This is a genomic window from Dyadobacter alkalitolerans DSM 23607 (assembly GCF_000428845.1).
GTDB classification, from domain to species: domain Bacteria; phylum Bacteroidota; class Bacteroidia; order Cytophagales; family Spirosomataceae; genus Dyadobacter; species Dyadobacter alkalitolerans.
Genome location: NZ_AUAS01000004.1, coordinates 132596 through 156952 on the forward strand (window position 1 = coordinate 132596; position 24357 = coordinate 156952).

Below are 24357 nucleotides of genomic sequence, written 5' to 3' on the forward strand. Positions count from 1 at the left end.
GGGTTTATGAAAAAGACAAAATTCACACGTGGCCTGTTCAAGCTACATAGCTGGCTTGGGCTGGTAACCGGCATATTCCTGGTTTTGTTGGGGTTAAGTGGTTCCGTTCTTGTTTTCAAAACTGAGATCGACCATCTGACCAACCGTAACCTGCTCCGTGTATCTCCGGCGTCGACCCACGTGCCGGAAGACGCTTTAATGCAATGCTACGAAACTATTACCGCCCGTTATCCAAACCTGGACGGCATCGCCTGGCTCAATCCCAACGCCGCGCCGGGTGATGCTTATGATTTCAGGATCTATTTCAATGATGCGAGCCTGCTCACTTATGACCTGGCGCTGATCTCGTTCAATCCTTACACTGGCGCTATTCTCCGGGAAGGGCCTGCTAGCCAGTTTGTGCCGAGTTTCATTGAATGGTTGTTCCAATTTCATTTCAGCTTCCAGCTGGGCATACCAGGCGCGGCACTCACGGCTATTTTTGGTATAACAATGCTGTTGTCCGTGCTGACCGGCGCTATTGTTTATAGGAAAAATATCTGGCGCGTCCTGTCTTTTCAAATTTCCATCAACCGGAAAAACTGGCGTACGATCAGTTCCGATTTGCACCGGATTGTGGGGGTATGGTCATTGTTGTTCAATGCTGTTATTTTCTTCACCGGCTTTTGGATGAACCTCTTCGCTTTTGAACCCAAAACCTGGGAGAAAGAACTCCTGCCAGGCAAACGGAACAATGCAATGACGGTTTCCGCCGATGAAATGCTACGCGCTGCCAAAAAGGCGCTGCCGGATCTGGACCCAACCTATGTGTATCTGCCTACACAGCCTGAACGTAAATTTGAAGTCAAGGGCTATGTGCGGGGACAGTGGAAACTCTGGGGCGCTTTAAATTCGGTGAGGATTGATCAATACACGGGTAAGATTTTTAAAATCAGCACATTAGCAGATAAATCTGTCGGGGAACGCATCGAAGCAACGTTTCATCCTTTGCATGTTGGCAACTTTGGCGGGCTGCCCGTCAGGATATTTTATGTGATCATCGGGTTGACGCCCGGGTTGCTGGCCGTGACGGGTTTCCTGCTTTGGTGGCGGCGGGCAGGGAAGTTTGAACCGGACCGCTCAGCGATTTCCCGCCGCTAAGATGAGCGCCTCTTGCACAACTTCGCTGGGATAATCGTTCAGTTCCAGAATCCGGATGGCATTGGTTGTCACCAGTTTGCCGGGTTTCAGCTTGTAATCGAAGATGACGGCATCCTGGTGAATGACTTCCGTAAAGTGATAAAGGTCAAAAGTGTCCGCCAGGAAGTCGGAAAGCTCCCGGTCGTGCGTTGAGGCGAGTGCCAGATTGTTGCCTTGTGTGAGGTAACTGAGCACTGATTTGCCGATGGCAATGCGCTCAACCGAATTGGTGCCCTTGAAAAGTTCGTCGAGCAGAAACAGGTTGGAATGGCCTGACCTGCTTTCTTCCAACAGATTTTTAATGGTAAGCACCTCTTCAAAATAATAACTTTTGTCCCCCAGCAAATCATCCGAGATGCGGATAGAGGAATGTATTTTCATGGCAGTCATAGCAAATGCATGGGCAAAGCATGTATTGATGGTTTGTCCAAGCAGCGCATTAATGCCCACGGTCCGGATGAAAGTGGTCTTTCCCGACATGTTGGAACCTGTCAGCAATGCAGATTTAACTTGTAATGTTAAGTCATTGGCCACGCCGTCAAATATCAGCGGGTGGTATACATCCCTGATTTGCAGATGCTTTGGTTGTGAATGAATGTCAGGCTGACAAGCGTAGGGGACACTTTCTCTGAGTGCGAGTGTAGATAGGGCAATGTCAGTTTCCGCAACGAACCGGAAAACATCCTCGATGTGCTGTCTTTTGGAATCCAGAATTTTTAAGATTGTAAAGAGCAAAACAGGCTCAATCAGAAACAGTGCTTTGAACAATTCAAAAACATAATCAACAAACATGCCGATCTCTCCTTGCAGCTTGGCCTCAATCTTGAAAATGGACATAGGCAACCCCAATTGATCCAGCAAACTGACCTGCGCTTGCAATGCGTTGTTTTGCGCTGCGAATTCAGGGTTTTTCAAGATGCTGCGGGCTGTTTGGGTTAATATCAAAAGCTGTGGAATGGAGCTTCCGTATTGGTAGAGATTGTTCTTGTTCCAATAGTGGATGCCCAGATTCACAGGCAGCAGGACGATCAGGAAAATCAGAATCTGCGGCAAGAAGAAAGCCATTATAACGCCAAGCACGCTGGCCGCGGAAAGTATTTTTATGAGCCAGTACCAGCTTGGCCGGGGTGTATACTTGCCGTGAAAAAGCGACGTGATATAGTAAGCGTCGGTTTTATTGAGTTTTGAAATCTCGGTGGTGGTTGCGGTCCTTAATGCAGGATCGGCCTGGAAAATGGAGATAACGTTTTCCAATCGCTCCTTGCGGGCATCACCCAGGGGAATAACCCGCATGAAGTAATACAAATGCTGCTGACCGACGCAGGAAACAGTCCTGTCAATAAACTTGAAAACATCTTCCAGGTCCAGATCCTGAAATGTCCTGTCGGAAATTACCTGAAAAACCCCATCCCGCTGGTCGTTAACAAAATACTTTTCGATCTGACCAAAATTGAAGAATCCCTTTTTAATTCGGGCAACATGGTCCTTATCCGAGGAGGTTTTCGAAGACATTTCTATAAGATAAATTGTAAGTGCAAAAGCGCCAGCCCCAAAGCCAACCGAAGCCAGGATCAATTTATCATTTTAGAAAAGAAGTATTTTGAAAGTGTTATGAGCGGTTGAATCAGGAAGGAGTATAATGTCCTTTGGCCGAAACGACTGTAACCGTAACCCTCGACTCGTCAACAGCATAGATGATCCTGTGCTCCTGATTTATTCTTCTCGACCAAAATCCAGCCAGGTTGTGCTTTAATTGTTCTGGCTGGCCTGTTCCAATGTATGGATGCTCAGTCAGTTCGTCGAGGAGTTTCCTGACTTTTCTGAGCAGCTGCTTATTCCCAGACTTCCTGAGTTTTTCGATTCCTTCAAGCGCTTTTGGGGTGAATTCAATGGAATAACTCATAAACCAAGCAACTTGTCGAAATCTGCTTTGTCCACTTTCGTGGTATTGCCTTTCCTGTACTGATCGATTCCTTCCTGAATATCAGCCATTGTTTGCGGATCCATGAAATATTTGTCCTTCTCGCCAACCGGGGTCAGTGCATAAGCCTTCTCCTTACCACGCTGAATAATGATCTGTTCGTTTTTATCAGCAAGATCCATGTATTTTTTTTGATTGTCCCTGAATTCTCTTGAACTAATTACCAGCATGATTGAGTAGATGTATGTACGGAATTGGTACACAAATATACAACATAAATTAGAAAGGCTCACGCGGTATCATTCCAGCCAGGCCCATCTTTTTGCCCAGTCTTTCAGGAATGTTTTTCGGTGTTTTGAGATGGTTTTTGCGCCTTGTTGCTGGTCTATGAAAAGATTGGGGTCGGGGAGGTCGCCGTACCAGTTTTTGCCCAGCTTGTAGTCGTGCGGTTCGGGCTTTCCGGGCCAGGGTGCGGTGCTGACGTATTTTCCGGTATGACCATTGAGCTCCCCAATGCTGCTGATGGTGGTATATTCACCCACTTCGACTTGCTTGGGAGAGTAGCGAACGGCGTATTTCCCGTCGCCAATGTAATACCCAGGCCATTGCTGACCGCTGATGCTGAGCGTGAACACAGCCGAGTCCAAAGGAACATTCATGTTTGGTCCTTGAAACCGCCATTCAATGACGCCGTAAGTGGCTACGGTGTCGGCAGTAGTGGTGTTGCGATCGAAAATGGTTCTCGAACTCCTTGTGATCGGCGTGAAAGAGCCGCCCCAGCTTGCGCCCGTCGGCTGATCCGGATTGCCGTGCATGACGTAGGCCAGCGAAGGTGTGTCGCCCATTTTAATGTTGCCTTTGTAATACTTTATAAAATCCTTTCCCATTGCTCCGCGGCCTTTAATGTAATTCGGATAATAGGCTTCTGCCGTCATGTCTGCGGGCGATTCGGCATCCATAAACCAGCCGCGGTAAGTGGCGTTGCATTCGATCATCCAAACATCGGGGTGGTTGGCGGCGATATAGCCATAGGCATTCACGCCCCATTTTTTATTTGGGCCTCCGATCCAGTACACCCGTATATTTTTCTTGATCTCCGGCGCATCATGCAATGCCTGTGCTACATCTTCCATACCACCCCATACCAGCACCCAGAGCGGCTGGTCGGAAGACTTTTTAGCACAAGAAATCAGCCATTCCGAACCCTCCGTTTTTCCCGCGAAACCCTTATAAGGCGCCCACGCTGTTGCTCCCTGTTTGCACACATTGCGCAATGTAGCCGGCTCGGGAAAGCCCTTTTGATGCTTTTTTAGTTTGGGAAGATCCTTTTCATACAAATCAATCATATCCAGGATGTCTTTTTTGCGACCGGTCTGGAACGAAGTGGAAACCAATCCTTCAATTTGAAAACGGTCTGCATACATCAGCAAATGAATCATCGATTGGAAATCATCCGGATCGGTTCCGCCAATATCGGTGCTGATGAAAATGCGGGGTTTCTGCTGCGCATGGGCCGAAAAAAAGCCCATAACCAAACAAATGGCCATGAGCAATAGGATATAAATCCGAGTCTTTTTCCTTCTTAAAAATGGTAATTTCATCGTTTTTCCGATCAGTCGGCACCGAACATCCGGCACATTTCATTTCCTATTACAAAGGTAAAAAGAAAGTAATCGAAAAAAATAGAAATTAAATGATAGTTGTCACAGATGAAGTTTTATAGTAAAAGTAGTGTGCATATAGCTGCTTACATCTATCTAAAAATGCCTATGATTATTTCTTCAAGACTTTGGCGCGATCAACGGATCCGTCGGCGAATATTACCTTAACTATATACAGCCCGGCCGGGAAATGGTTGATATTGAATTCTGATATCGCATTCGACGAATCATTGTTTTTCTGGTCCAGTATCAATTTCCCGGAAACATCCATGAATTGCACGCGTGCGATCTTATCCAGATCTTTCGAAAGAACGGAAAGGCGGTCAATGGTTGGGTTTGGATAAAGGGCTGTTCTGTTGGCAGACTGGAAATTAATACTTCTGATCCGGCTGAATGCAAAAGTCCCGTCCTTATCGATCATTTTCAGTCTGTACAAGTTGTTGCCTGTCTTTGGCGCAATATCAGAGAAAGAGTAGGAGAGAAGCTTAGTGCTTTCACCGTTTGAAATTACGCTTCCTACTGCAATCCACTGTTTTCCGTTTTGGCTGCGTTGTATTTCAAAACGATCACTGTTTGTCTCCGCTGTTGTTGCCCAATCTAACGTAACCGAGGATTGCTCGCCTTTTTTCACGTCGAAGCTCAAAAGCGTCACAGGAAGGGAAACTTCTGTATTCGAAACAACATTACCGTTCAGCGATATTTTTCCAGCGGTCGAAAGCGCTCTTCCCGTAAGTGATGCACCTGCGCCCAGTGAGATGGCGCCTTCATTAACAACGGTTCCGATAAAATCAATGTCGGCTGCCAGGTTGAAAGCACCGTTGACAACCCAGTATACGTTCTTAGACAATGTCCCGCCGGTCAAAACGATATTTGCAGGTGCGTTCACCGAAAGTGCTCCTCCTATCTTGATGATAAAAACAGCATCAGGATCACCACCTCCGTTTAAAACAAGGCTGCCTGATAACGAAGTGGCCTCTGTGCTGCAATGTACGCCTGGGGCAAGCAGCGTCACACCGTCCAGTGTGGCCGCCAGTGGAAATCCGCATGGATTAAGTGTTCCACTGGTCAGCACGCTATAAGCCGTAGCAACATCTGCGGCAGCCGCAACACCCTGCGTATCGCCAAAGTGACTCTGCCCGACCAGCGTAACTGCATTGCCGGTCACAGCGCCTGTACCGTTTCCGATGTCGCCGGTAACTGATGTTAATCCTGTATTGGCAAACTCCCCAGCCGACGTATAAAGTGCAAATGTCTCAGCCCCGCCGAAAGTCGGCACGGTTTGGGCCATACTGAAATGGCAAAGTACAGAAAGGGAAACTGTAAGAATGTTGAAGAAGAAAGATGTTTTCATATGCTTGGAATAAATTGTGAAAATATTTTCACCGCACAAATATGACTCAAACTCCTTCAAGTAATGTTATAGCATATGTAGTATTAGTTACAATATTCACACGTTTTCCAAATTCCCGCTTCTTTTACCTTTTAATTGTTTATAAAAGGACGGCGTAAGACCCGTGATCTGCTTAAACTGGTGCGATAAATAGGCAACGCTGCTGTAATTCATTTTGTAGGATATCTGTGTCAGGTTCAGCTCGTCGTAGAGGATCAGTTCTTTTACCCTTTCAATTTTATGTATAATGATAAATTGCTGGATGGTAATGCCCTTTACCTCGGAAAATACATTTGCCAGATAGGTGTAATCGTAACCCAATTGCTTGCTGATGTAGTCTGAATGATTGATTTTGGGCAATTCATCCGAATGGTGGATCATCTGAATAATGAGATTTTTAATTTTCTCAATCAGAATACTTTTTTTATCATCCATCAATTCCAGCCCGGATTTGAGCAGGTTGTTTTTTAGCATTTCACGCTGCTGCGGATACATTTCGCCAGCAATTTCCACCATGCCCAGGTCAATGAGCGAGTAGCCTATCTCCAACTTACGCAGTTCCTCTTCAACCATCATTTTGCACCGCAAGCTGACCATATACTTAATGTAGAGTTTCATTCAAATTTGCGATCTATGGTTTTGTCTATTTGTCGGCAGCGCTCTCACGACCCGGCAAGAAAAGTAACCATAATAAAATCAACATCGTACGAAATGAAACTTAATTTGTAAAATGAATTCTACTTACGGGCTGAGAGGCAGATCATAGAGCGGTAAATGTGTGGTGCAACGACCATGTAAGGTCAAATACATCGTTTTACCCAACCCAACCATCAAAACTTATATATGGCATTATTTTTCAATTAAATGCTGGATTGTTTATAAAATACATCAAAATACAGTCAATACTAATCAAATCCGGAAATGTATTTGGTATTATATTATGTTAAAATTGTATTGTAGAAATCGATTGATACTTGTAGCATCATCACGAACTGATATCCCCCTATGAAGCATTCATCCTGATTCTCATTACTCACCTTTAAGTTAAACTCAATTTTATGAACCCATTTAGACAAAATCCCCTCCCGGGACTTTGCAGGCTTCTTTGTGCCGTGACGGTGGCAGGGATAATGCATTCGCCGGGCATTTTACAGGCTGCACCTGCATCGGGAGTGGCAGCAAACAGTCCGCACAGGCACATTGATAAAACCCTGACCGGGAAGGTTATTGATGAAAAAAATACGCCTTTGCCTGGCGTAAGCGTCATTATCAAAGGAACCAGCCGGGGAACGACCACTGGCACCGACGGAAGCTTTACACTGGTCGTTGAAGATGCGGCTCAGACGCTGACTTTTTCTTTCATCGGATACACATCGCAAGATGTAGCCATTGGTAATCAATCTGCATTTAATGTTACATTACTGCCTAGCAGCGAGGAGCTTACAGAAGTTGTGGTGGTAGGCTATGGCACGCAATCGTCAGCAGCTGTTACGGGTGCGGTGAGCAACATTCAGGCAAAAGACCTCATCCGTACGCCGTCCGTTGGAACTTCTGATGCATTAGTAGGCCGGGTTCAGGGGATTACTGCCCGAAAAGCAGATGCCCGTCCGGGTGCTGCGACCACTATTCAGATCCGGAACCTGGGAACTCCGCTTTTTGTCATTGACGGAATTCCCTCCGATGCGACCAACTTCAATAACCTCGGTCAGAACGATATTGAAAGTGTTTCGATCCTCAAAGATGCTTCTGCCGCAGTATATGGACTCCGTGCAGCGAACGGGGTTGTTTTGGTTACGACAAAAAGAGGAAAAGCAGGGGATGGTCCGGCCCGGATCAACATTTCGGGTTACTATGGTTTGCAGAATTTTACGCGTTATCCCAAGCCGGCGAGTGCTTACCAGCATATGCGGGGCCTTGTGGAATCGGACGTGAACCAGGGACGTACGCCTTCTATTACGCCTGAGGAGCTTGCCAAATGGAAAGCGGGGACTGAAAAGGGTTATCAGAGTTTTGATTATTATAAAATGGTGATGCGTCCCAATGTGCCGCAATATTCATTGAACGCCAATGTATCCGGCGGCACGGAAAAGATCAGCTACTTCCTTTCTGTGGGTCATTTGAGCCAGGATGCCCTTATCAAAGATTACAGTTTCAAGCGTACCAATGTGCAGGCGAATGTGGAGTCGAGCATTACCAAGAGGCTGAAAGTCGGCGCGCAGATCAGTGCCCGTATCGAAGACCGTTTTCAGGTGGGTGTGCCGGGATTGGATGATTATTTCAACCCTTTCCTGAGCATATTTACCATGTGGCCAACCGAACGCCCTTATGCCAATGATAATCCGAAATACATCAACCAGACTCACAATGTAAATGTAAACCCTGCTACCTATAAGCGGGATATTACGGGTTATATTGACGAGATCACACGCGTGGTGAAGGGCAACTTTTATGCAGAATACGATTTTGCATTCGGCCTGAAAGTGAAGGGAACGTATTCATATCAATACCACAATTTTGATTTTGATGGTTTTGAATACACTTATGATGCTTACAAATATGATGAGGCAACCGACAAATACAATGTCGTAGCGGGAGGAGGGAACCAAAATCCATGGCGTGAGCGTCGCAAACGCAACATTGTCGACCGCTTCGCACAGTTGCAGCTGAATTACGGCAAAACCTTCGGCGATCACGAGCTTTCCGCTGTTGCGGCTTACGAGCAATCGGACAATGTGAACACTTACCTGGTTGTGCACACCGTTCCGCCAAACAACTACATTCCGTTGATGTCATTTGCGAATCAGGATTTGCTGATTGATGAATGGAGCACCGAAGCCCGCGCAGGATACATTGGTCGTGTAAATTACAATTTCAAGCAAAAATATCTGGTTGAAGCGGTGGGCCGTTACGATGGCTCTTTCCTTTACGCGCCTGGCAAAAGGTTCGGTTTCTTTCCCGGCGTTTCGGCGGGATGGCGGATCTCGGAGGAGAATTTCTTCAAGGGAAAGCTTGAAAATGTGTTCAGCAGCTTGAAAATCCGCGCATCTTACGGTCGCACGGGAAGTGACAGGAATGCAACTGTTGTTAATGAACCGTTCATTGTATCGCCGTTCAGTTATTTGCCCGGCTATAACTTCTTGCAGGGAAGCGCCATTTTTAATGGACAATACAACATTGGCGTCAGGCCACGCGGATTGCCGATCACGACGCTTTCCTGGATTACCAACATTTCTACCAACCTCGGAATTGACTTCGGTTTGCTGGGCGGGAAATTGAATGGTCAGGTTGATATTTTCCAGAGAAAAAGAGACGGACTTCCTGCTGCCCGTTACGACGTGCTGCTGCCATCAGAAGTAGGTTATACATTGCCCAACGAAAACCTGAACAGTGATACGCACCGGGGAATCGAAGGGGTATTAACATACAAAAGCTCAGTGGGCCAAATTGATTACACCGTTAGTGCCAACGCAACATTATCCCGCCGCCGCGACCTGGATTTCTATAAACCGCGTTTCGGAAATTCCTACAATGAATACCGCGACTCGTACGTCGATCGCTGGGGCAACATTAACTGGGGTTACCAGGTTGAAGGACAGTTTCAGTCGCAGGAACAAATTGAGAGTCACCTGATTGACAATGACGGACAAGGCAACCGCACACATCTTCCAGGCGATTTTATTTACAAAGACGTGAATAGTGACGGGATCATTAACACGCTTGACGAGCGCCCGATCGGTTATGCAGAAGGCGCCAATCCTTACCTGAGCTTTGCGCTCAATGGCAGCGTTTCCTACAAGGGTTTCTCCTTGTTTGCTGATTTTGCCGGAGCCTCGTTACAAAGTTTTCAGCGTGCTTGGGAATTGAAAATTCCTTATCAAAACAACGGAACCTCGCCGCATTTTATGCTTGAAGACCGCTGGCACCGCGAAGATCCTTTCGATCCCAACAGCAAATGGATCCCCGGAACTTATCCTGCGATCAGAAAGGACAATTCCAGCCATGTGAATTTCCGCAAAAGTGATTTCTGGATCACCAATGTGCGCTATATCCGACTCAGGAACATTGAGTTGGGTTATAGTTTTGATCAAAAAGTTTTCAAAAAACTGGGAAGCAGCGGCCTTCGCATTTATGTGAATGCCAGCAATCTGTTCTCGATAGATAATGTAAAGGAATACGAGATCGATCCTGAGATTTCGTCCGGTAATGCGCTCGTGTATCCGCAGCAGCGATTGTTTAATGCCGGTTTTAGTATCAATTTTTAATTCAAATCCGCTATGCAACGATTTTCAAAATATATCCTCGCTTTCTTCGTCCTGATTATGTCGGGATGTGCAGAGGAATGGCTGGACAGAAAGCCGCAAAACATTATCCTGGAAGACCAGATATGGAACGATCCTAAGCTGATAACCGGCCTGCTGGCCAACTATTACGACCGTTTGCCTTACCACACGGACCTTAACCACGGTTCCACAACGGATGCTACTATTCCCAATAAGGAAGGTTGGCAGGATTTTGCAGCATATGATGAGGCCATGTGGTCCAACAATGATGACGCACGGAACAACATTGTCACTTACGCATTCGAGCGATGGAGGCTTTGGGACTATGTGCTGGTAAGGGACATTAATCTCGCCCTTGAAAACATTGAAAAATTCGGCACTTCGCTCACGGAAGAGCAGAAAATCCAGTTTTCAGCCGAACTTCGTTTCCTGAGAGCACAGGTTTATTTTGACCTGGTAAAAAGAATGGGCGGTGTGCCGCTGGTTACCAAGCAGTTGATTTACGACTACAATGGTGATCCTTCTTACCTGCAACAGCCCCGCGCCAAAGAAGAGGAAGTGTACGACTTCATTGCTTCCGAACTCGATGCGATCAAAGACCAGCTGGGCAATGGCGGCAGCAACACGCGTGCTAATAAATACACGGCTATGGCATTGAAAAGCCGCGCCATGCTCTACGCCGGTTCGATTGCCAAATACAATAACCTGATGGCTTCACCCATTTCCACGCCGGGCGGGGAAGTAGGGATCCCGGCGTCACGTGCGGCCGATTATTATGCCAAATCACTGGCTGCTTCGGAGGAGATCATCAACAGCGGCGTGTATTCGCTTTACAAAACAAACCCAAACCTGGGGGAGAACTTTTACGATGCGGTAACCAAGAAATCCGCCAATCCGGAGGTCATTCTTGCGCAGGATTTTTTGGTAAGCAAAGACAAACGACATGGTTTCACGTATGATAACATTGCCCGCAATGTGCGCGAAGACAACCTGTCTTCTTCATCTATAACGCCTTCGCTGAACCTGGTTGAGGACTTTGAATATCTGGACGGCACTTCCGGCGAGCTAAAAACGCGTAACGCAGGGAATACAGATTACATTTATTACAATAATGTGGCAGACGTGTTTGCCAACAAAGATGCCCGTTTGTACGGCACAGTGGTTTATCCCGGAACATCTTTCCGCGGCACGCCGGTGCAGATCCAGGCTGGGGTAAAAGTTTGGAGCGCTACGACCAACAGCTTTCAAAATGTAGAATCGAACACATTGGGATCGACCTATGAAGATGGCGGCTTGCTAACCGGTTCATCGGGCCCGCAACGCTCTCAGACCGAGGTGACCAACTCTGGTTTTTATCTGAGAAAATATGTGGATCAAACGGCCATGTCCAGCACGCGCGGAATCCGCAGTGACATGTGGTGGGTGCGCTATCGCCTGGGTGAAATTTACCTGAATGCGGCAGAGGCGGCTCTGGAAACAGGCAAAACAGCCAGTGCATTGAAATATGTAAACCTGGTTCGTGAGCGTGCGGGATTTGGAGCAAATAGCCTGAAAGCACTTACCATAACCCGTTTGCAAAATGAAAGGCGCGTCGAGCTGGCTTTTGAAGACCATCGCGTGTGGGACTTGAAAAGATGGCGCATTGCACATGAGCTTTGGAACGGGAACGCTTCCAATCCCGATGCTGTGATGTATGCCTTATATCCTTACCGCATTGTGCGCCCAGGGCATGCCACGCACGGAAAATATGTGTTCGACAAACTTGTTGCGCCCCGTTTCCGCGCGCCACGCTTCTTCCAGATGGGCAATTACTATTCGTCCATTGAACAGATCGTGATCGATAATAACCCTAAAATTGTCAGGAACCCATTTCATTGATCCATTATATGAAAGCGAATCACATTCATTTTAAATCCCTGGCCATGCTGGCGCTCAGCGCGCTGCTTAGTGCCTGCGAAAAAGACAATCGCGTGGAGCCAAAATCCGTGCTTACGGGCCGGGTTGTGTACGAAGGACAACCGATAGGGCTGCGTTCCAATGGTGTACAGCTGGAACTTTGGCAACGGGGATATCAATTATTTACCAAAATCCCTGTGCATGTAAGGCAGGACGGCACGTTCTCTGCCTCACTGTTTGATGGCAATTACAAACTCGTCCGGCTACGCGGCAATGGGCCGTGGGTGGATAACACGGATACCATTGAGGTTGCTCTGAATGGGAGTGCCGAGCTGGATGTTCCGGTGCAGCCTTATTTTGTTTTTCAAAATGAAAATTATGCAAAAGGCGAGGGAAAGGTTTCTGTAACATTCAACCTGAAACAAATCAACACCTCACGGACATTGGAAAGGGTGAATTTGTATATCGGCACCACCAGCATCGTAGATCCGAACAACAACGCAGGGAACGCCCAGGAAGTCGCTGCCAACATTAAAGACCTCTCAAAACCGATCACACTTACCGCAACGCTTCCAGCCGCGCTCGCCGGAAGGGATTATGTGTATGCAAGAGTAGGAGTGAAAACGTCCGGAGTCGGCGAGATGCTGTTCGGCATGCCGCAGAAGGTGATGTTGAAGTAGGTTGTTGCCAGCTCTGTCATGCTGAGCTCCCAGCCCTGCCATGCTGAGCGTACCACCCCTGTCATGCTGAGCGTACCACCCCTGTCATGCTGAGCGGAGTCGAAGCACGTTACCAAGGAGCAGCGTGCTTCGACTCCGCTCAGCATGACAGGCTGGTCTGATGACGCTTTAAAACGCCTCTTCAATCAGCTCCCGATTGATCAGTGCGCCGGCCATAGAGCCGGAGGATACTGCCAGGGCTACGGACCGGGCCATGTGTGAATTGTCTCCTGCTGCGTAGATGCCTGGGACGGTGGTTTGCTGGAACATTTCCAGCTTTATGAGCCCGGTTTCTGTTAATGCGCAGCCCAGTTGTTCGGGAATTGCGGAATGCTGTTTGAATGCGGGGCGTGAATAAATTGCTGTGATCGGTTCCTCGGATTGGTCTTTGAAAACGATCTTTTCGAGGAGCCCATTTTTATGGATTAGTGACGCAATGGGTTTGTCGACGATGCGGATGTTGCGGGTGGAAATTTTTTCGGTTTGCTCAGATGTCAGTTCGGATGGGCCATTTGTGAAAATGGTAAGGTCTTTGGTCCAGTTCGAGATTAGTTTGGCATATTCAAAACCTGCATCGCCATTGGCCAGGATGCCGGTTTTTTCGTTTTTAACCTCATAACCATGGCAGTAGGGGCAATGTATGACCGATATTCCCCAACATGCGGCATAACCTGCAATGTCTGGCATCTGATCTTTTAATCCTGTGGCAAAAATCAGTTTTTTGGCAGTGAATGTGGCGCCGGTTGCAGTTGATATTTCAAATCCATTTTCTGTTTTGCGGCCGTTTGCGGCCAGACCTTTGTGAAATTGCACGGTCGGGTAATTCTCAACTTGTTCTTTGCCCAATAGCGCGATGTCTTTTGGCGTCCGCCCGTCTTGTGTGAGGAAGTTGTGTGAATGTGGCGTTTGGGCATTACAGGGTTTGCCGCTGTCGATAACCAATGTTCTTCTTAATGACCTGCCCAGGCTCATTGCCGCCGACAGCCCGGCGTAACTTCCACCTACTATAATTATTTCAAAATCACTGTTTTCCATGCTGCTAAATGTTTAGAAAATTTGCTCCGCAACGTTATTTTTGAATAGTGCGGCGATATAGCAAAGTTAGTAAAATTCATGTTATATGCAACAATGTTGCAAGTTGTGATTTTTGTTTTCCAGGCTTCTGTTTTTGCTGTTTAATAAAGTCAGCTGGCCTAGATGGTATACCAGGTGATGGGTTATAGTCCGGACAACATTCAGCTTGTTGCAGATCAAACCGATATAATGCAAAAAACCGGAGACCAATCAAGGTCCCCGGCTTTTTGCTTCTGCATTCAACTAAATCATGGCTAATAAATTATCATAAAAAACTCATTTCCAACCGCCGCCTAAGCTCCGGTAAAGATCCACCCGGGCAATGAGAGACTGGCTGCGGATAAATGCGAGGTTGAGTTCAGCTTGCAAAGCATTGCCCTGCGCAGTGATCACTTCCAGGTAATTGGCCATATCACTTTTGTAAAGTAATTGCGCATTGGTAATGGCTGCCTGTAAAATGGTCACCTGGTTGTTGGCGATCGTTTCCTGCTCTTTCAATTTCTGGGTTTGAACCAAAGAATTAGAAACCTCGCCAACCGCATTCAGCACGGACTGACGGAACTGGATCACCGACTGTTCGCGCTGTATTTTGGCAACTTCCAGATTGGTCTTCAACTCCCTTCTTGCAAGAATAGGACGCGCAATGGTGCCAGCCGCCAGGCCAAACAATGACCCAGGAATGTTGAACCAGTTGCTGGATTTGAACGATTCGATCCCACCAGCTGCCGTAATGATCAGCGACGGATACATACTTGCCTGCGCAACACCCAATTGGGCATTGGCCACCAAAACGGACATTTCAGCAGCCCTGACATCGGGACGGCGGCTCAAAACACCTGCCGGCACACCGGTTGCCAGGCTGTCGCTCGCATTGAAATCGGAGAGCTGCACGTTGCGCGCAATGCTGTCAGGCATTTGGCCGGTCAATATTTGCAAGGCATTTTCCTGAATCGCAATGTCCTGTTCCAGCTGCGGAAGAAGCAAGGCGATGGACTCGCGCTGGGCTTCTGATTGTTGGATAGATAACGAAGTAACCTCTCCTGCATCTTTCAAAAGACGGGTCAGGCGCAAAGTATTATCGCTCAATTCCAGGTTGCTTTTGGCAATTGCCAGTTGTTTGTCCAGCATTAAAAGATTGAAGAAACCCTTGGCAATGTCCGCAACAAGCTTGGTTTGAACCGCTTTTGTTGCTTCATAGGTTTGCAGATACTGTCCTAATGTAGCCTGCTGCTGTCTGCGGATCTTGCCCCAGATGTCTGCTTCCCAGGTCAGGTTCACCGCGCCAAGATAGTTTTCAATGTGCTTTGATTTCAAAAAATTGCTGGCACTAAGCCCGTTCAAACTGTTGCTGGAAGGACGGTTGTAGGTGCCTGTAATCTGTAAATCGAGTGTTGGGATCTGTAAAAATTTCGCCTGTTTAACCTGCTGCTCAGCCATGTCAATGCGTTTCAAAGCCAGTTGCAGATCGTAGTTATACGACAATCCGCGCTGGATAAGCCCTTGCAATGTGGTGTCCGGGAAGAATTTTCTCCATTCCATATCCGCAATGGTCGCCGTGTCGGCAAAAGTGACGTTGCGATATTGCGTGGGCAGGGCGACTTCCGGCCGCTGATAGTCTTTGCTCACTTTGCAGGAAGCGATCAGTACCGTTGCCAGCAGGGAAAGCGGGATATACAAGTGTTTAAATTTCGGTTTCATCATTGTGGTTCTTTGTTGTGGTAGTCGGTTTTGTATTTCAAAAAGGCAGATCAATGTGCTGCACTTTCACTGCCCAGTTCTTTGGGCTTACCGACGAATTTCTCCTGTAAATATTGAAAAATGACATACAGAACCGGGATCACAAAAATCCCGAATATCACGCCCGTCAACATCCCGCCAACCGCGCCTGTTCCGATAGAACGGTTACCCAAGGCGGAACCGCCGGTTGCTCTCATCAAGGGAATCAAACCGACGATAAAGGCAAATGATGTCATCAAAATAGGCCTTAACCGCAACCGCGAAGCTTCCATCGCCGACTCAACGATCGTCATGCCCGCTTTACGGCGCTGGACGGCATATTCAATGATCAGAATCGCGTTTTTGGCAAGCAAACCGATGAGCATGATCAAGCCGACTTGCACATAAATGTTGTTTTCAATGCCCGATAAATTAATGAAAAGCATGACTCCGAAAACACCCAGCGGAATTGTAAAAATCACTGCAAAAGGCAGGATATAGCTCTCATACTGAGCTGCCAGCAAGAAGTAAACGAACACAAGGCTCAAAACAAAGATCAGGAGGATCTGTGAACCGGCATTAATTTCTTCCCTTGTCATACCCGTCCATTCCGTGCGGTAATTGTTTGGTAAAACCTCCGCTGCAGTTTCCTGCACGGCGCGGATGGCATCACCCGTGCTATACCCGGGTTTCGGCGTTCCGTTGATTGCCACTGCATTGTACAGGTTGTTCCGGGTAACCGTTTCTGGTCCGAAAACACGTTTCAATGTTACGAGCTGGTTGGCAGGCACCATTTCACCCTCTGTATTTTTAACATGGATATTGTTTAAAGAAGCCGGATTGGCCCGATAAGAGGCATCTGCCTGCGCCATTACCCTGTAATATTTCCCAAATCGGTTGAAATCCGAGACAAAGCTGCTGCCATAATAGATCTGCAATGTTTGCAAAAGCTCATTTACGGGCACATTTAGCTGCTTTGCTTTGGCATTATCAATTTCCAGCATGTACTGCGGGTTTGCCGTTGCAAATGTTGTGAAGGCATAAGCGATCTCTTTTTTCTGCATTAAAGCCGCCAGAAACTTGTTCGTTGTAACACTAAGTTTTTCCAGCGAACCATTACCGCGGTCTTGCAGCATAAATTCAAAACCACTCACATTACCGAAACCATCCACGGTCGGAAATGTAAAGAAAAACGCGTTGGCATCATTTACAGCCCTTACTTTTTGGGACATCATAGCCACGATCTGATCAAAATTCTTCACGTCACCGCGTTCCGCCTGAGGCTTCATCTTGATAAAACCAACACCATATGGCGATGCATTAGAATTGGAGATAATGTTCATCCCTTCCACAATGTAACGGTTCTCGGCAATCGGAGAGCCTTTTACTATGCTATCCACCTGGGCCATTGCGCGTTGCGTCCGGTCCAGCGAGCTTCCCGGAGGGGTGTTAAGCGCATATAGCAGGAAGCCCTGATCCTCTGTGGGGATAAAACCTGTGGGTGTTGTTTGTGTCAACCAAAGTGTTGAACCCGTGATGACGAGCAGGCCTACGATGGTGATCCATTTGCGTTTTACCAGGAATTGAAGGCTGCGGATATACTTGTCCGTCATTGTCTGGAAACCTGTATTGAAAGCAGAGAAAAATCTCGCGGAAAAGCCTTTTTGAACTAAATGTCCATTTTGTGACTGATCCGCATGCGGGTTTTTCAAGAACAATGCGCATAATGCAGGGCTTAATGTCAAGGCGTTAAGTGCTGATATCAAGATGGCTATGGCCAGCGTAAAGGCAAATTGCCGGTAGAAGACCCCTGCCGGACCTTGCATAAAACCAACGGGAACGAAAACCGCCGCCATCACCAATGTAATGGAAATGATTGCGCCCGAGATCTCATTCATCGACTCTTTTGTAGCAGGCCGGGCAGCAAGATGCGTAAGCTCCATCTTGGAATGGACTGCCTCGACGACGACAATGGCATCATCGACCACAATTCCGATGGCAAGAACCAATGCAAACAGCGTCAGGAAGTTAATGGTAAAACCAAAAATCTGCATGAAGAAAAATGTTCCTACAATGGCCACAGGCACCGCAATGGCCGGGATCAAGGTCGAACGGAAATCTTGCAGGAATATATACACGACGATGAAAACCAGGATAAAGGCTTCAATTAGTGTCGTGCGTACCTGACCGATGGACTCATCCAAAAAGTCTTTGGAGTTATACATAATGGTCGTCTTCATCCCCTTAGGAAGTGTTTTTTCGAAATCTGCCAGCAATGCTTCGGCCTGGATCAGGATCTCATTCGCGTTTGTTCCCGCTGTCTGGAAAACGGCTACGCCGGATGAGGGATCGCCGTTCAGCTTGCCATTGGATGAATAGGTGTAGGAACCAAATTCGACCCGCGCCAGGTCTTTCAAACGGATCACCGAGCCATCACTATTGGCTTTGATGATAATGTTCTCGTATTCAGCATTCTGCGTTAGTTTTCCTTTGTATTTCAATACATATTCAAAAACCTCCTTGCTACTCTCACCCAAACGGCCCGGGGCCGCTTCCAGGCTTTGCTCCCGAATGGCATTCGTCACTTCCTGAGGGGATAATTTGTAGGCTGCAAGGCGGTCTGGTTTCAGCCATATCCGCATCGAATAATCCCGCGTTCCAAAAGGCTGGGCCTGTCCGACACCGGGTATACGTTGCAGCTGAGGCACCAAATTTATCTTGATATAATTTAATAAAAACGTCTCATCATACGTGCTGTCTTCACTGGACAAAGCCACAAACATAATGATGCTGTTCTGTTGCTTCTGCGTTGAGATCCCGGCCTGCACTACTTCCTGGGGAATCTGGCTTACCGCTTTGGATACGCGGTTCTGCACGTTAACTGCAGCAATATCAGGATCTGTGCCTTGTTTGAAATACACATTGAGTGCCATCGTGCCATCATTATTGGACGACGACGTCATATAGGTCATGTTTTCAACACCATTCACGGCTTCTTCAATCGGCGTGGCCACCGCACGGGCAACCACTTCGGCGTTGGCGCCGGGGTAAACCGCAGTTACTTGTACAGTTGGCGGGGCAATGTCGGGGAACTTGGTAATTGGCAATGTCGTCAGCGCGATACCTCCCAATAGTAATATAAGAATGGAGATAACCGTCGAAAGGACAGGCCTTTCTATAAATTTCTGAAACATAAGTATGCTGTTGTGCTCCGGAGTGTCAGAGCATGGTTGAGTGAATTTTGTTTTGCACACGGATAGCGGTCCATAGCAATCGACTCGCTATGGCGCTATTCGTCGGGTGGGACCACTTTTTTGTTAAATCAGCTTATATAGGATTGGCTAGCAGCAGGCTGTCCATTGACATATTCTGAGGCGCAATGGCCATCCCGTCCCTGAGCCTGTCCAAGCCGTTGTACACGATCTTTTCGCCGGGTTTCAAGCCTTTGGAAATCAGATAGTAACGACCGCTTCTGTCCGAAACCGTTACCGGTCGGCCTTCCACTTTATTGCTATCCAGAAGTGTGTAAACAAACACCTTGTCTTGCAGTTCAAATGTGGCTTCCTGCGGAATCAGGACAGATCTGGTAAGCTCCCTGGGAATCCGCACGCGTCCGGTGTTGCCTGAACGCAAGAGCCCGTTAACATTCGGGAACGTTGCTCTGAAATTGATAGCGCCCATGGTTTTGTCAAACTGGCCTTCTACAACTTCAACTTTTCCTTTCTGCGGATACACGCTGTTATCGGCCAGAAGCAGCTCAACAGCAGGGATTTGCTTGATTTTCTGCTCCACAGTGTTGCCCGGGAACTGGTTTTTGAATTCAAGGAAGTCGAGCTCGCTCATCGAGAAGTAAACGTGAATGTCCTTCGTTTCAGACAGCACCGTAAGTGCTTCCATAGTCCCTTTGCCCACCAGACTTCCGGTTTTGAAAGGAATTGTTCCAATATAGCCATCGGCAGGTGCTTTGATAGACGTGTACCCGATGTTGATTTTGGCAGCATCCACGGCAGCTTGCGCCTGTGCAACATTGCCCCTGGCTGCGTCGTAAGCGGCTTTTGCAGATTTTAACTGCACATCAGAAATCACATTGTTGGCCACGAGCGGCGTAAGTTTATCCACGTTAATGGCTGCACTTTCCAGTGCAGCTTTTGCAGACTGCAGGCTTGCGTTGGCGGTGTTCAGCTGCTCGGTATACGGGCGTGCATCAATGTGGAAAAGTGTCTGACCCTTTCGTACATACGCACCTTCGTCGACCGAGATTTTATCGAGGTAACCGTCCACTTGCGGACGGATTTCGATATCGCGGCTTCCTTCTATGGATGCGGTGAATTCCCTGTAAGCTGTAACCTGCTGGTCACTTACGGTAAGTACGGGCAGCGACTGGGCTGGCATTTCGGCCGGTGCGTTGGCTGTGGAAGATCCGCAGCCGTAAAATGCGCCGGCCATTGTAGTTAAGAATAGAATTGAGACAAGCTTTCTTGTTTTGGTTAGTTGGTCCTTTTTCACGGCTATGAAGGTTGTTTTTTGTGGTGGAAATAGACTTTTTTCAGAGATAGTGTGGTTATTATAACTAACGGTGTTAGCTTATTTTCAAAAAAATTATAAATTTTTTATGAATGCTTCCACTGTGTCATCCATTACTTTTTTGTTCATTGTAGAATCGTCGATATCGGAGCAGCGCATCATTACGATTGAAATCAAACCATGAAGTACCGACCAGAACGCATAAATTTTAAAGCAGGTTTCATCATCGCTTGATTTTTTTTCCTTTACTATTCCCTCAATGGCTTGCCCGATGTAATCACGGAAACAATTTAGCTGGGGTTTCACTTTTCCAATCCCCGAGCAGGGCATACCCAGTCCGTACATCAGTTGGTAATATTCAGGATTCTTGAATGCGAAGCTCCAATAGGCCTCGGCGTGTGCTTTGAGTAGTTGCTTTGGGTCTTGGTACTTTTTCTTGTTCTTTTCGAGCGTTCTTTCCAGCAACCGAAAACCATCCATAGAAAGTTCAAAAAGGATGGCTTCTTTATTTTCAAAGTGATCGTAAATGACCGGAACGCTGTACTCGATGGCATCGGCGATTTTCCGTATCGACAGTGACTGCCAACCTTCGTCTTTGACCAGCTGCAAGGCCACAGACAAGATATTGGTCCGCATGTTTTCTTTCTGCCTTATTCTTCGTTCAACGATGCCCATTTTCTTAAAAATACCTAACGGTGTTAGCAAAGGTAGGGGCGTTTTTTGAGTTTGTCAAGAGTTAGTCCCACTTGTTTTCTTCAATATCGCTTTTCAGGATGTTATTGATGGAAACTTTTGCGTCAAGCAGCACATAAATGCTCGTTCCATGTTCCCTTGCGTAGGGATTTTCAATCTTTCCAATGCGGCGGATTGTCTTGAAAAGCGGTTTTTCCTTGTTTCGTTCCGGATCGTCATCGTCTGCATTCTGAACCAGGATCAAATGTTTAATTTCTTCATCCAGAGGCACCCAGTTGATGTAATCGGCATTCATGGTCACTGCCTGGATATTTTTGAATTTGGAATAATAATTAATGGCGCCTGCTTGTCCGTAATTATCGCAAAGCACAACTGTATGTTTTTTGTCGCTGATCTTCGCGTATTCGGTATCCACTTTTTGTGCAAGTTCCTTCCAGCCAAGCATATCCGCAAAATCCTGGGGCAGCTCATGATCTTTTCCATCTTCCCAGCGAAGCAAGCCGAGTTTTTGATACGGCTTCGAATTGCGGGCAATCTCGGACGGACTTTTTGTTGGGAACGCCACTCGGAAAATGGGGATAAATAATGCCAAACTGATCACTATGGACACGGGCCGGAGCCATATCAGGCGATTTTGAAATAAATATTCAAGATAAACCGCTCCGAACGAAATGAAGATCGGATAGAGCCCGATGGCATAATATCCCTTGGCCCTCAGATAGGTAAACAGCGCCAGCGTAAACACAAGCGACCAGAAAAATGCCTGGTATTTTCTGAATGCAGGATAGGCAAAAAAAGAAACAAATGCAGCCAGGATAACGAAGATTGAGCCTATAAAATAAAGGAGTTGCTCTTTGAGAAAATCAATTCTGTTCACGTTCACCAGCTGCGATTCGGCGAGCAGTTTCATGTGATGGATAACTGGAAAATTGTTCTGATACTGCCAAAGTAAATTCGGCAAGATGATAATCAGCGTAATGAGTGCTGCAATGTATAATGCCTTGTTTTTGAATATTTTAAAGTTTCCTGTAACCAACAGCGCGGGAGCCAGGCCAGCGACCAGGAACACAATATTGTATTTATTTAAAAAACTAAAACCAAACACAACGCCGGCCATATATAGCCACTTTTTGTTTTCGGTTTTGAGATAATAAAGCATTGTGAAATAGAGCAGCGTCCAGCCGAGGATATCCACGGAATTGGGCTGATAAAGCATGTTCATCCGCAATAGCACGGAAAAAGTAATGGCTGTACCACCTAACAGCAATGCATACAAACTGCCGCCCAGCGCCTCAATGGCCTTCCAAACCGCAACCAATGTTAACACACCAAAAAGCGCCGGGAAAAATCTCACGCAGAATTCATTGTTTCCCAGCAGCAGGATGATATAGGAAATCCAGGAAGTGAACGGCGGCACCGACAAATATCCCCAGGCCAGATGTTTACCCTGATCCAGATGCAAATATTCGTCCCGGTGCAGATCATAACCGGGCGCAATGATCAGATAATGGAGGGCAAATTTTACAAGTATAAAAAGGCAGAGGAACAGCGTTTTCCTATTCATTACAAGAGGTTGAAGGCGGATTTTCTTATTTTCGTTTTAATGTAACTAAGTTGGCAATTCGCTTGTCATTTTCTAGCTTGTAAGCTGTGAATTTTTTTGCCATCATTAATTGGGAAATGGAAATGAGTAACCAAACCTACGTAATGCCTCTGCTTAGCAGGTGGTTGCTAGTTATTTAGTTATAGCTTTGAGCCGAATAAATTATTTATTCGGCTCAAAATCTCCTTATATTTGAGCCGAATAGAAAAGTTAATCGGCTCATGGCATATAATTGGGAACTCTTAGACTGGCCCGACTTTACATTTTCAAGCAACGATGTAGAGGCTACACTCTATGATTTTGCTATGGAGACCGGCGAGATCACTGGTGTTCTCAAATCCCTGCCAGCGGATATTCAGCAGGAATCACTCTTAGAACTCATGCTTTCCGAAGCCATCAAAACATCGGAGATTGAAGGAGAGTTTTTGAGTCGGCTCGACGTAATGTCGTCGATAAGGAATAATCTTGGCCTTAACGAAAAGCACGAGCAAGTCCGCGATCCGAAGGCACGTGGCATAGGCGCACTCATGGTGGATGTGCGTAAAACATTCTCTGAACCGCTTACTGATAAAGCATTATTCCATTGGCATAAGCTCCTTTTTACATCGGAAACCCGCATTCAGGTGGGGTGTTGGCGAGCGGGCGCTGAGCTTATGCAAGTGATTTCGGGCAGTATAGGAAAAGAAGAAGTGCATTTTGAAGCGCCGCCATCAGCTATTGTTCCGGCAGAAATGGAGCGTTTTCTTGTTTGGTTTAACGAAACAGCACCGGGCGGAAACCGTGTCATTAGCAGCGCACCGGTTCGGGCTGCCATTGCGCATTTGTATTTTGAAACCATTCACCCTTTTGAAGATGGGAATGGTCGGATTGGCCGTGCAATTGCCGAAAAAACATTATCCCAAACGCTGGAACGGCCCATTATGATGAGCTTGTCGCGGACCATTGAAGCCGACAGAAAGGGTTATTATGCTGCTTTGAAAAAGGCGCAACGGAGCAATCACATTACAGAATGGATCAACTATTTTGTAAACATCACATTACAAGCGCAGCGCGAAAGCCGTGAACTGATTGATTTTGCATTAAAGAAAACACAGTTTTTTGACCAGCATAAAGAGCGGCTAAATGAACGTCAGCTGAAAGTGGTTCAACGCATGCTCGAAGCAGGTCCAGTCGGTTTTGATGGAGGAATGTCAGCAAAAAAATACATGAGCATTGCCAAAACCTCAAAAGCCACAGCTACCCGCGATTTGCAAACATTGCTCGAAACGAACGTGTTGCAAGCCGAAGGCGGCGGCAGGAGTGTTCGTTACCGCTTAATGATTTAAGCCGCCACCATCTCGTTCAGCTCCATTAGTATCTGGTTTACCTCCCTGTCGGGAAGGCCGCTATGGCGAAGCTGTAAGATGCCAGCCAGCTGTGCATTAAGCCTTTTTAATTGCCAGTATTTGGAATGATTAGGGCCGATGGGCGGATAAAAAGTGTTTTTATCAGGATCCTTCACGAGTACGATCAGCTCAAAGGCCACCCGTGAATGGTTCTGTACAGTATTGGCAAAGACCTTGACACATCTCCCGGTTTTCAAGGTAATTTCACGTTCGAAGTCCATTGAGTAATAATGCTTTTTAAGGGCAATAGCCTGACACAAGGAGTAAGGAACCGTATCAAACGTTGCACACAAAAGCATTTTTATTCTCCGAAAAA

The 24357-nt window shown here is 46.9% G+C and carries 18 protein-coding genes; 5 read left to right on the top strand and 13 right to left on the bottom strand.

Translation table 11 applies throughout. The features are described from left to right. Positions 1-6: 6 nt before the first annotated feature. Positions 7-1140: a PepSY-associated TM helix domain-containing protein gene (locus G395_RS28995; RefSeq protein WP_035360815.1), complete on the top strand. Its 1134-nt coding sequence runs from the start codon at positions 7-9 to the stop codon at positions 1138-1140. Here the strand turns inward: G395_RS28995 and G395_RS0109035 are convergent. From G395_RS0109035 to G395_RS0109065, 6 genes are all read right to left on the bottom strand, one after another. Beyond that, positions 1120-2691 carry a MutS-related protein gene (locus G395_RS0109035; RefSeq protein ID WP_229204091.1) on the bottom strand — a complete coding sequence of 524 codons (1572 nt, stop codon included), beginning with the start codon at positions 2689-2691 and terminating at the stop codon, positions 1120-1122. The genes G395_RS28995 and G395_RS0109035 overlap by 21 nt on opposite strands. Positions 2692-2803: 112 nt before the next feature. Further along, the gene (locus G395_RS0109040) at positions 2804-3082 is read right to left on the bottom strand and encodes a Txe/YoeB family addiction module toxin (RefSeq protein ID WP_026629755.1); all 279 of its coding nucleotides are present in this window, start codon (positions 3080-3082) and stop codon (positions 2804-2806) included. Continuing rightward, a complete protein-coding gene (locus tag G395_RS0109045; RefSeq protein WP_035360818.1) occupies positions 3079-3330 on the bottom strand; it encodes a type II toxin-antitoxin system Phd/YefM family antitoxin in 252 nt (83 codons plus the stop codon). The genes G395_RS0109040 and G395_RS0109045 overlap by 4 nt, the downstream gene beginning before the upstream one ends. 69 nt (positions 3331-3399) lie before the next feature. Continuing rightward, positions 3400-4701: a nucleoside hydrolase-like domain-containing protein gene (locus G395_RS0109050; RefSeq protein WP_051350117.1), complete on the bottom strand. Its 1302-nt coding sequence runs from the start codon at positions 4699-4701 to the stop codon at positions 3400-3402. Between the two features lie 172 nt (positions 4702-4873). Continuing rightward, a complete protein-coding gene (locus G395_RS31055; RefSeq protein ID WP_157486627.1) occupies positions 4874-6112 on the bottom strand; it encodes an ice-binding family protein in 1239 nt (412 codons plus the stop codon). Between the two features lie 96 nt (positions 6113-6208). Next, complete coding sequence (locus G395_RS0109065) at positions 6209-6769, bottom strand: helix-turn-helix domain-containing protein (RefSeq protein WP_051350082.1); 561 nt, start codon at positions 6767-6769, stop codon at positions 6209-6211. A 440-nt stretch (positions 6770-7209) separates the two neighbouring features. Between G395_RS0109065 and G395_RS0109070 the strand changes: the two genes are divergently transcribed. The 3 genes from G395_RS0109070 to G395_RS0109080 are packed head-to-tail and all read left to right on the top strand — an operon-like array spanning position 7210 to position 13007. After that, a complete protein-coding gene (locus G395_RS0109070; protein WP_026629759.1) occupies positions 7210-10413 on the top strand; it encodes a SusC/RagA family TonB-linked outer membrane protein in 3204 nt (1067 codons plus the stop codon). Between the two features lie 12 nt (positions 10414-10425). Further along, positions 10426-12309, top strand: coding sequence for a RagB/SusD family nutrient uptake outer membrane protein (locus G395_RS0109075; RefSeq protein WP_026629760.1), 1884 nt, complete (start codon positions 10426-10428; stop codon positions 12307-12309). 8 nt (positions 12310-12317) lie between these two features. Beyond that, entirely contained in the window at positions 12318-13007 is a 690-nt protein-coding gene (locus G395_RS0109080; RefSeq protein WP_026629761.1) for a DUF3823 domain-containing protein, read from the top strand. 168 nt (positions 13008-13175) lie between these two features. Here G395_RS0109080 and G395_RS0109085 read toward each other — a convergent pair whose 3' ends face one another. From G395_RS0109085 to G395_RS0109110, 6 genes are all read right to left on the bottom strand, one after another. Next, a complete protein-coding gene (locus G395_RS0109085; protein ID WP_026629762.1) occupies positions 13176-14081 on the bottom strand; it encodes an NAD(P)/FAD-dependent oxidoreductase in 906 nt (301 codons plus the stop codon). A 315-nt stretch (positions 14082-14396) separates the two neighbouring features. Further along, positions 14397-15821, bottom strand: a complete 1425-nt coding sequence (locus G395_RS0109090) for an efflux transporter outer membrane subunit (RefSeq protein ID WP_229204094.1) — start codon at positions 15819-15821, stop codon at positions 14397-14399. Positions 15822-15868: 47 nt separating this feature from the next. Next, entirely contained in the window at positions 15869-19030 is a 3162-nt protein-coding gene (locus G395_RS0109095; protein WP_026629764.1) for an efflux RND transporter permease subunit, read from the bottom strand. A 133-nt stretch (positions 19031-19163) separates the two neighbouring features. After that, complete coding sequence (locus tag G395_RS0109100; RefSeq protein WP_026629765.1) at positions 19164-20342, bottom strand: efflux RND transporter periplasmic adaptor subunit; 1179 nt, start codon at positions 20340-20342, stop codon at positions 19164-19166. A gap of 93 nt (positions 20343-20435) precedes the next feature. Then, positions 20436-21065: a TetR/AcrR family transcriptional regulator gene (locus G395_RS0109105; RefSeq protein ID WP_229204097.1), complete on the bottom strand. Its 630-nt coding sequence runs from the start codon at positions 21063-21065 to the stop codon at positions 20436-20438. A gap of 31 nt (positions 21066-21096) precedes the next feature. Further along, positions 21097-22617 carry an ArnT family glycosyltransferase gene (locus G395_RS0109110; protein WP_026629767.1) on the bottom strand — a complete coding sequence of 507 codons (1521 nt, stop codon included), beginning with the start codon at positions 22615-22617 and terminating at the stop codon, positions 21097-21099. Positions 22618-22877: 260 nt separating this feature from the next. Here G395_RS0109110 and G395_RS0109115 point away from each other — a divergent pair, with 260 nt between their 5' ends. Further along, a complete protein-coding gene (locus G395_RS0109115; protein WP_026629768.1) occupies positions 22878-23981 on the top strand; it encodes a Fic family protein in 1104 nt (367 codons plus the stop codon). On the opposite strand, the gene G395_RS29005 is transcribed toward G395_RS0109115, so the two are convergent. Continuing rightward, a complete protein-coding gene (locus G395_RS29005) occupies positions 23978-24262 on the bottom strand; it encodes a hypothetical protein (protein ID WP_026629769.1) in 285 nt (94 codons plus the stop codon). The genes G395_RS0109115 and G395_RS29005 overlap by 4 nt on opposite strands. Between the last annotated feature and the right edge of the window lie 95 nt (positions 24263-24357).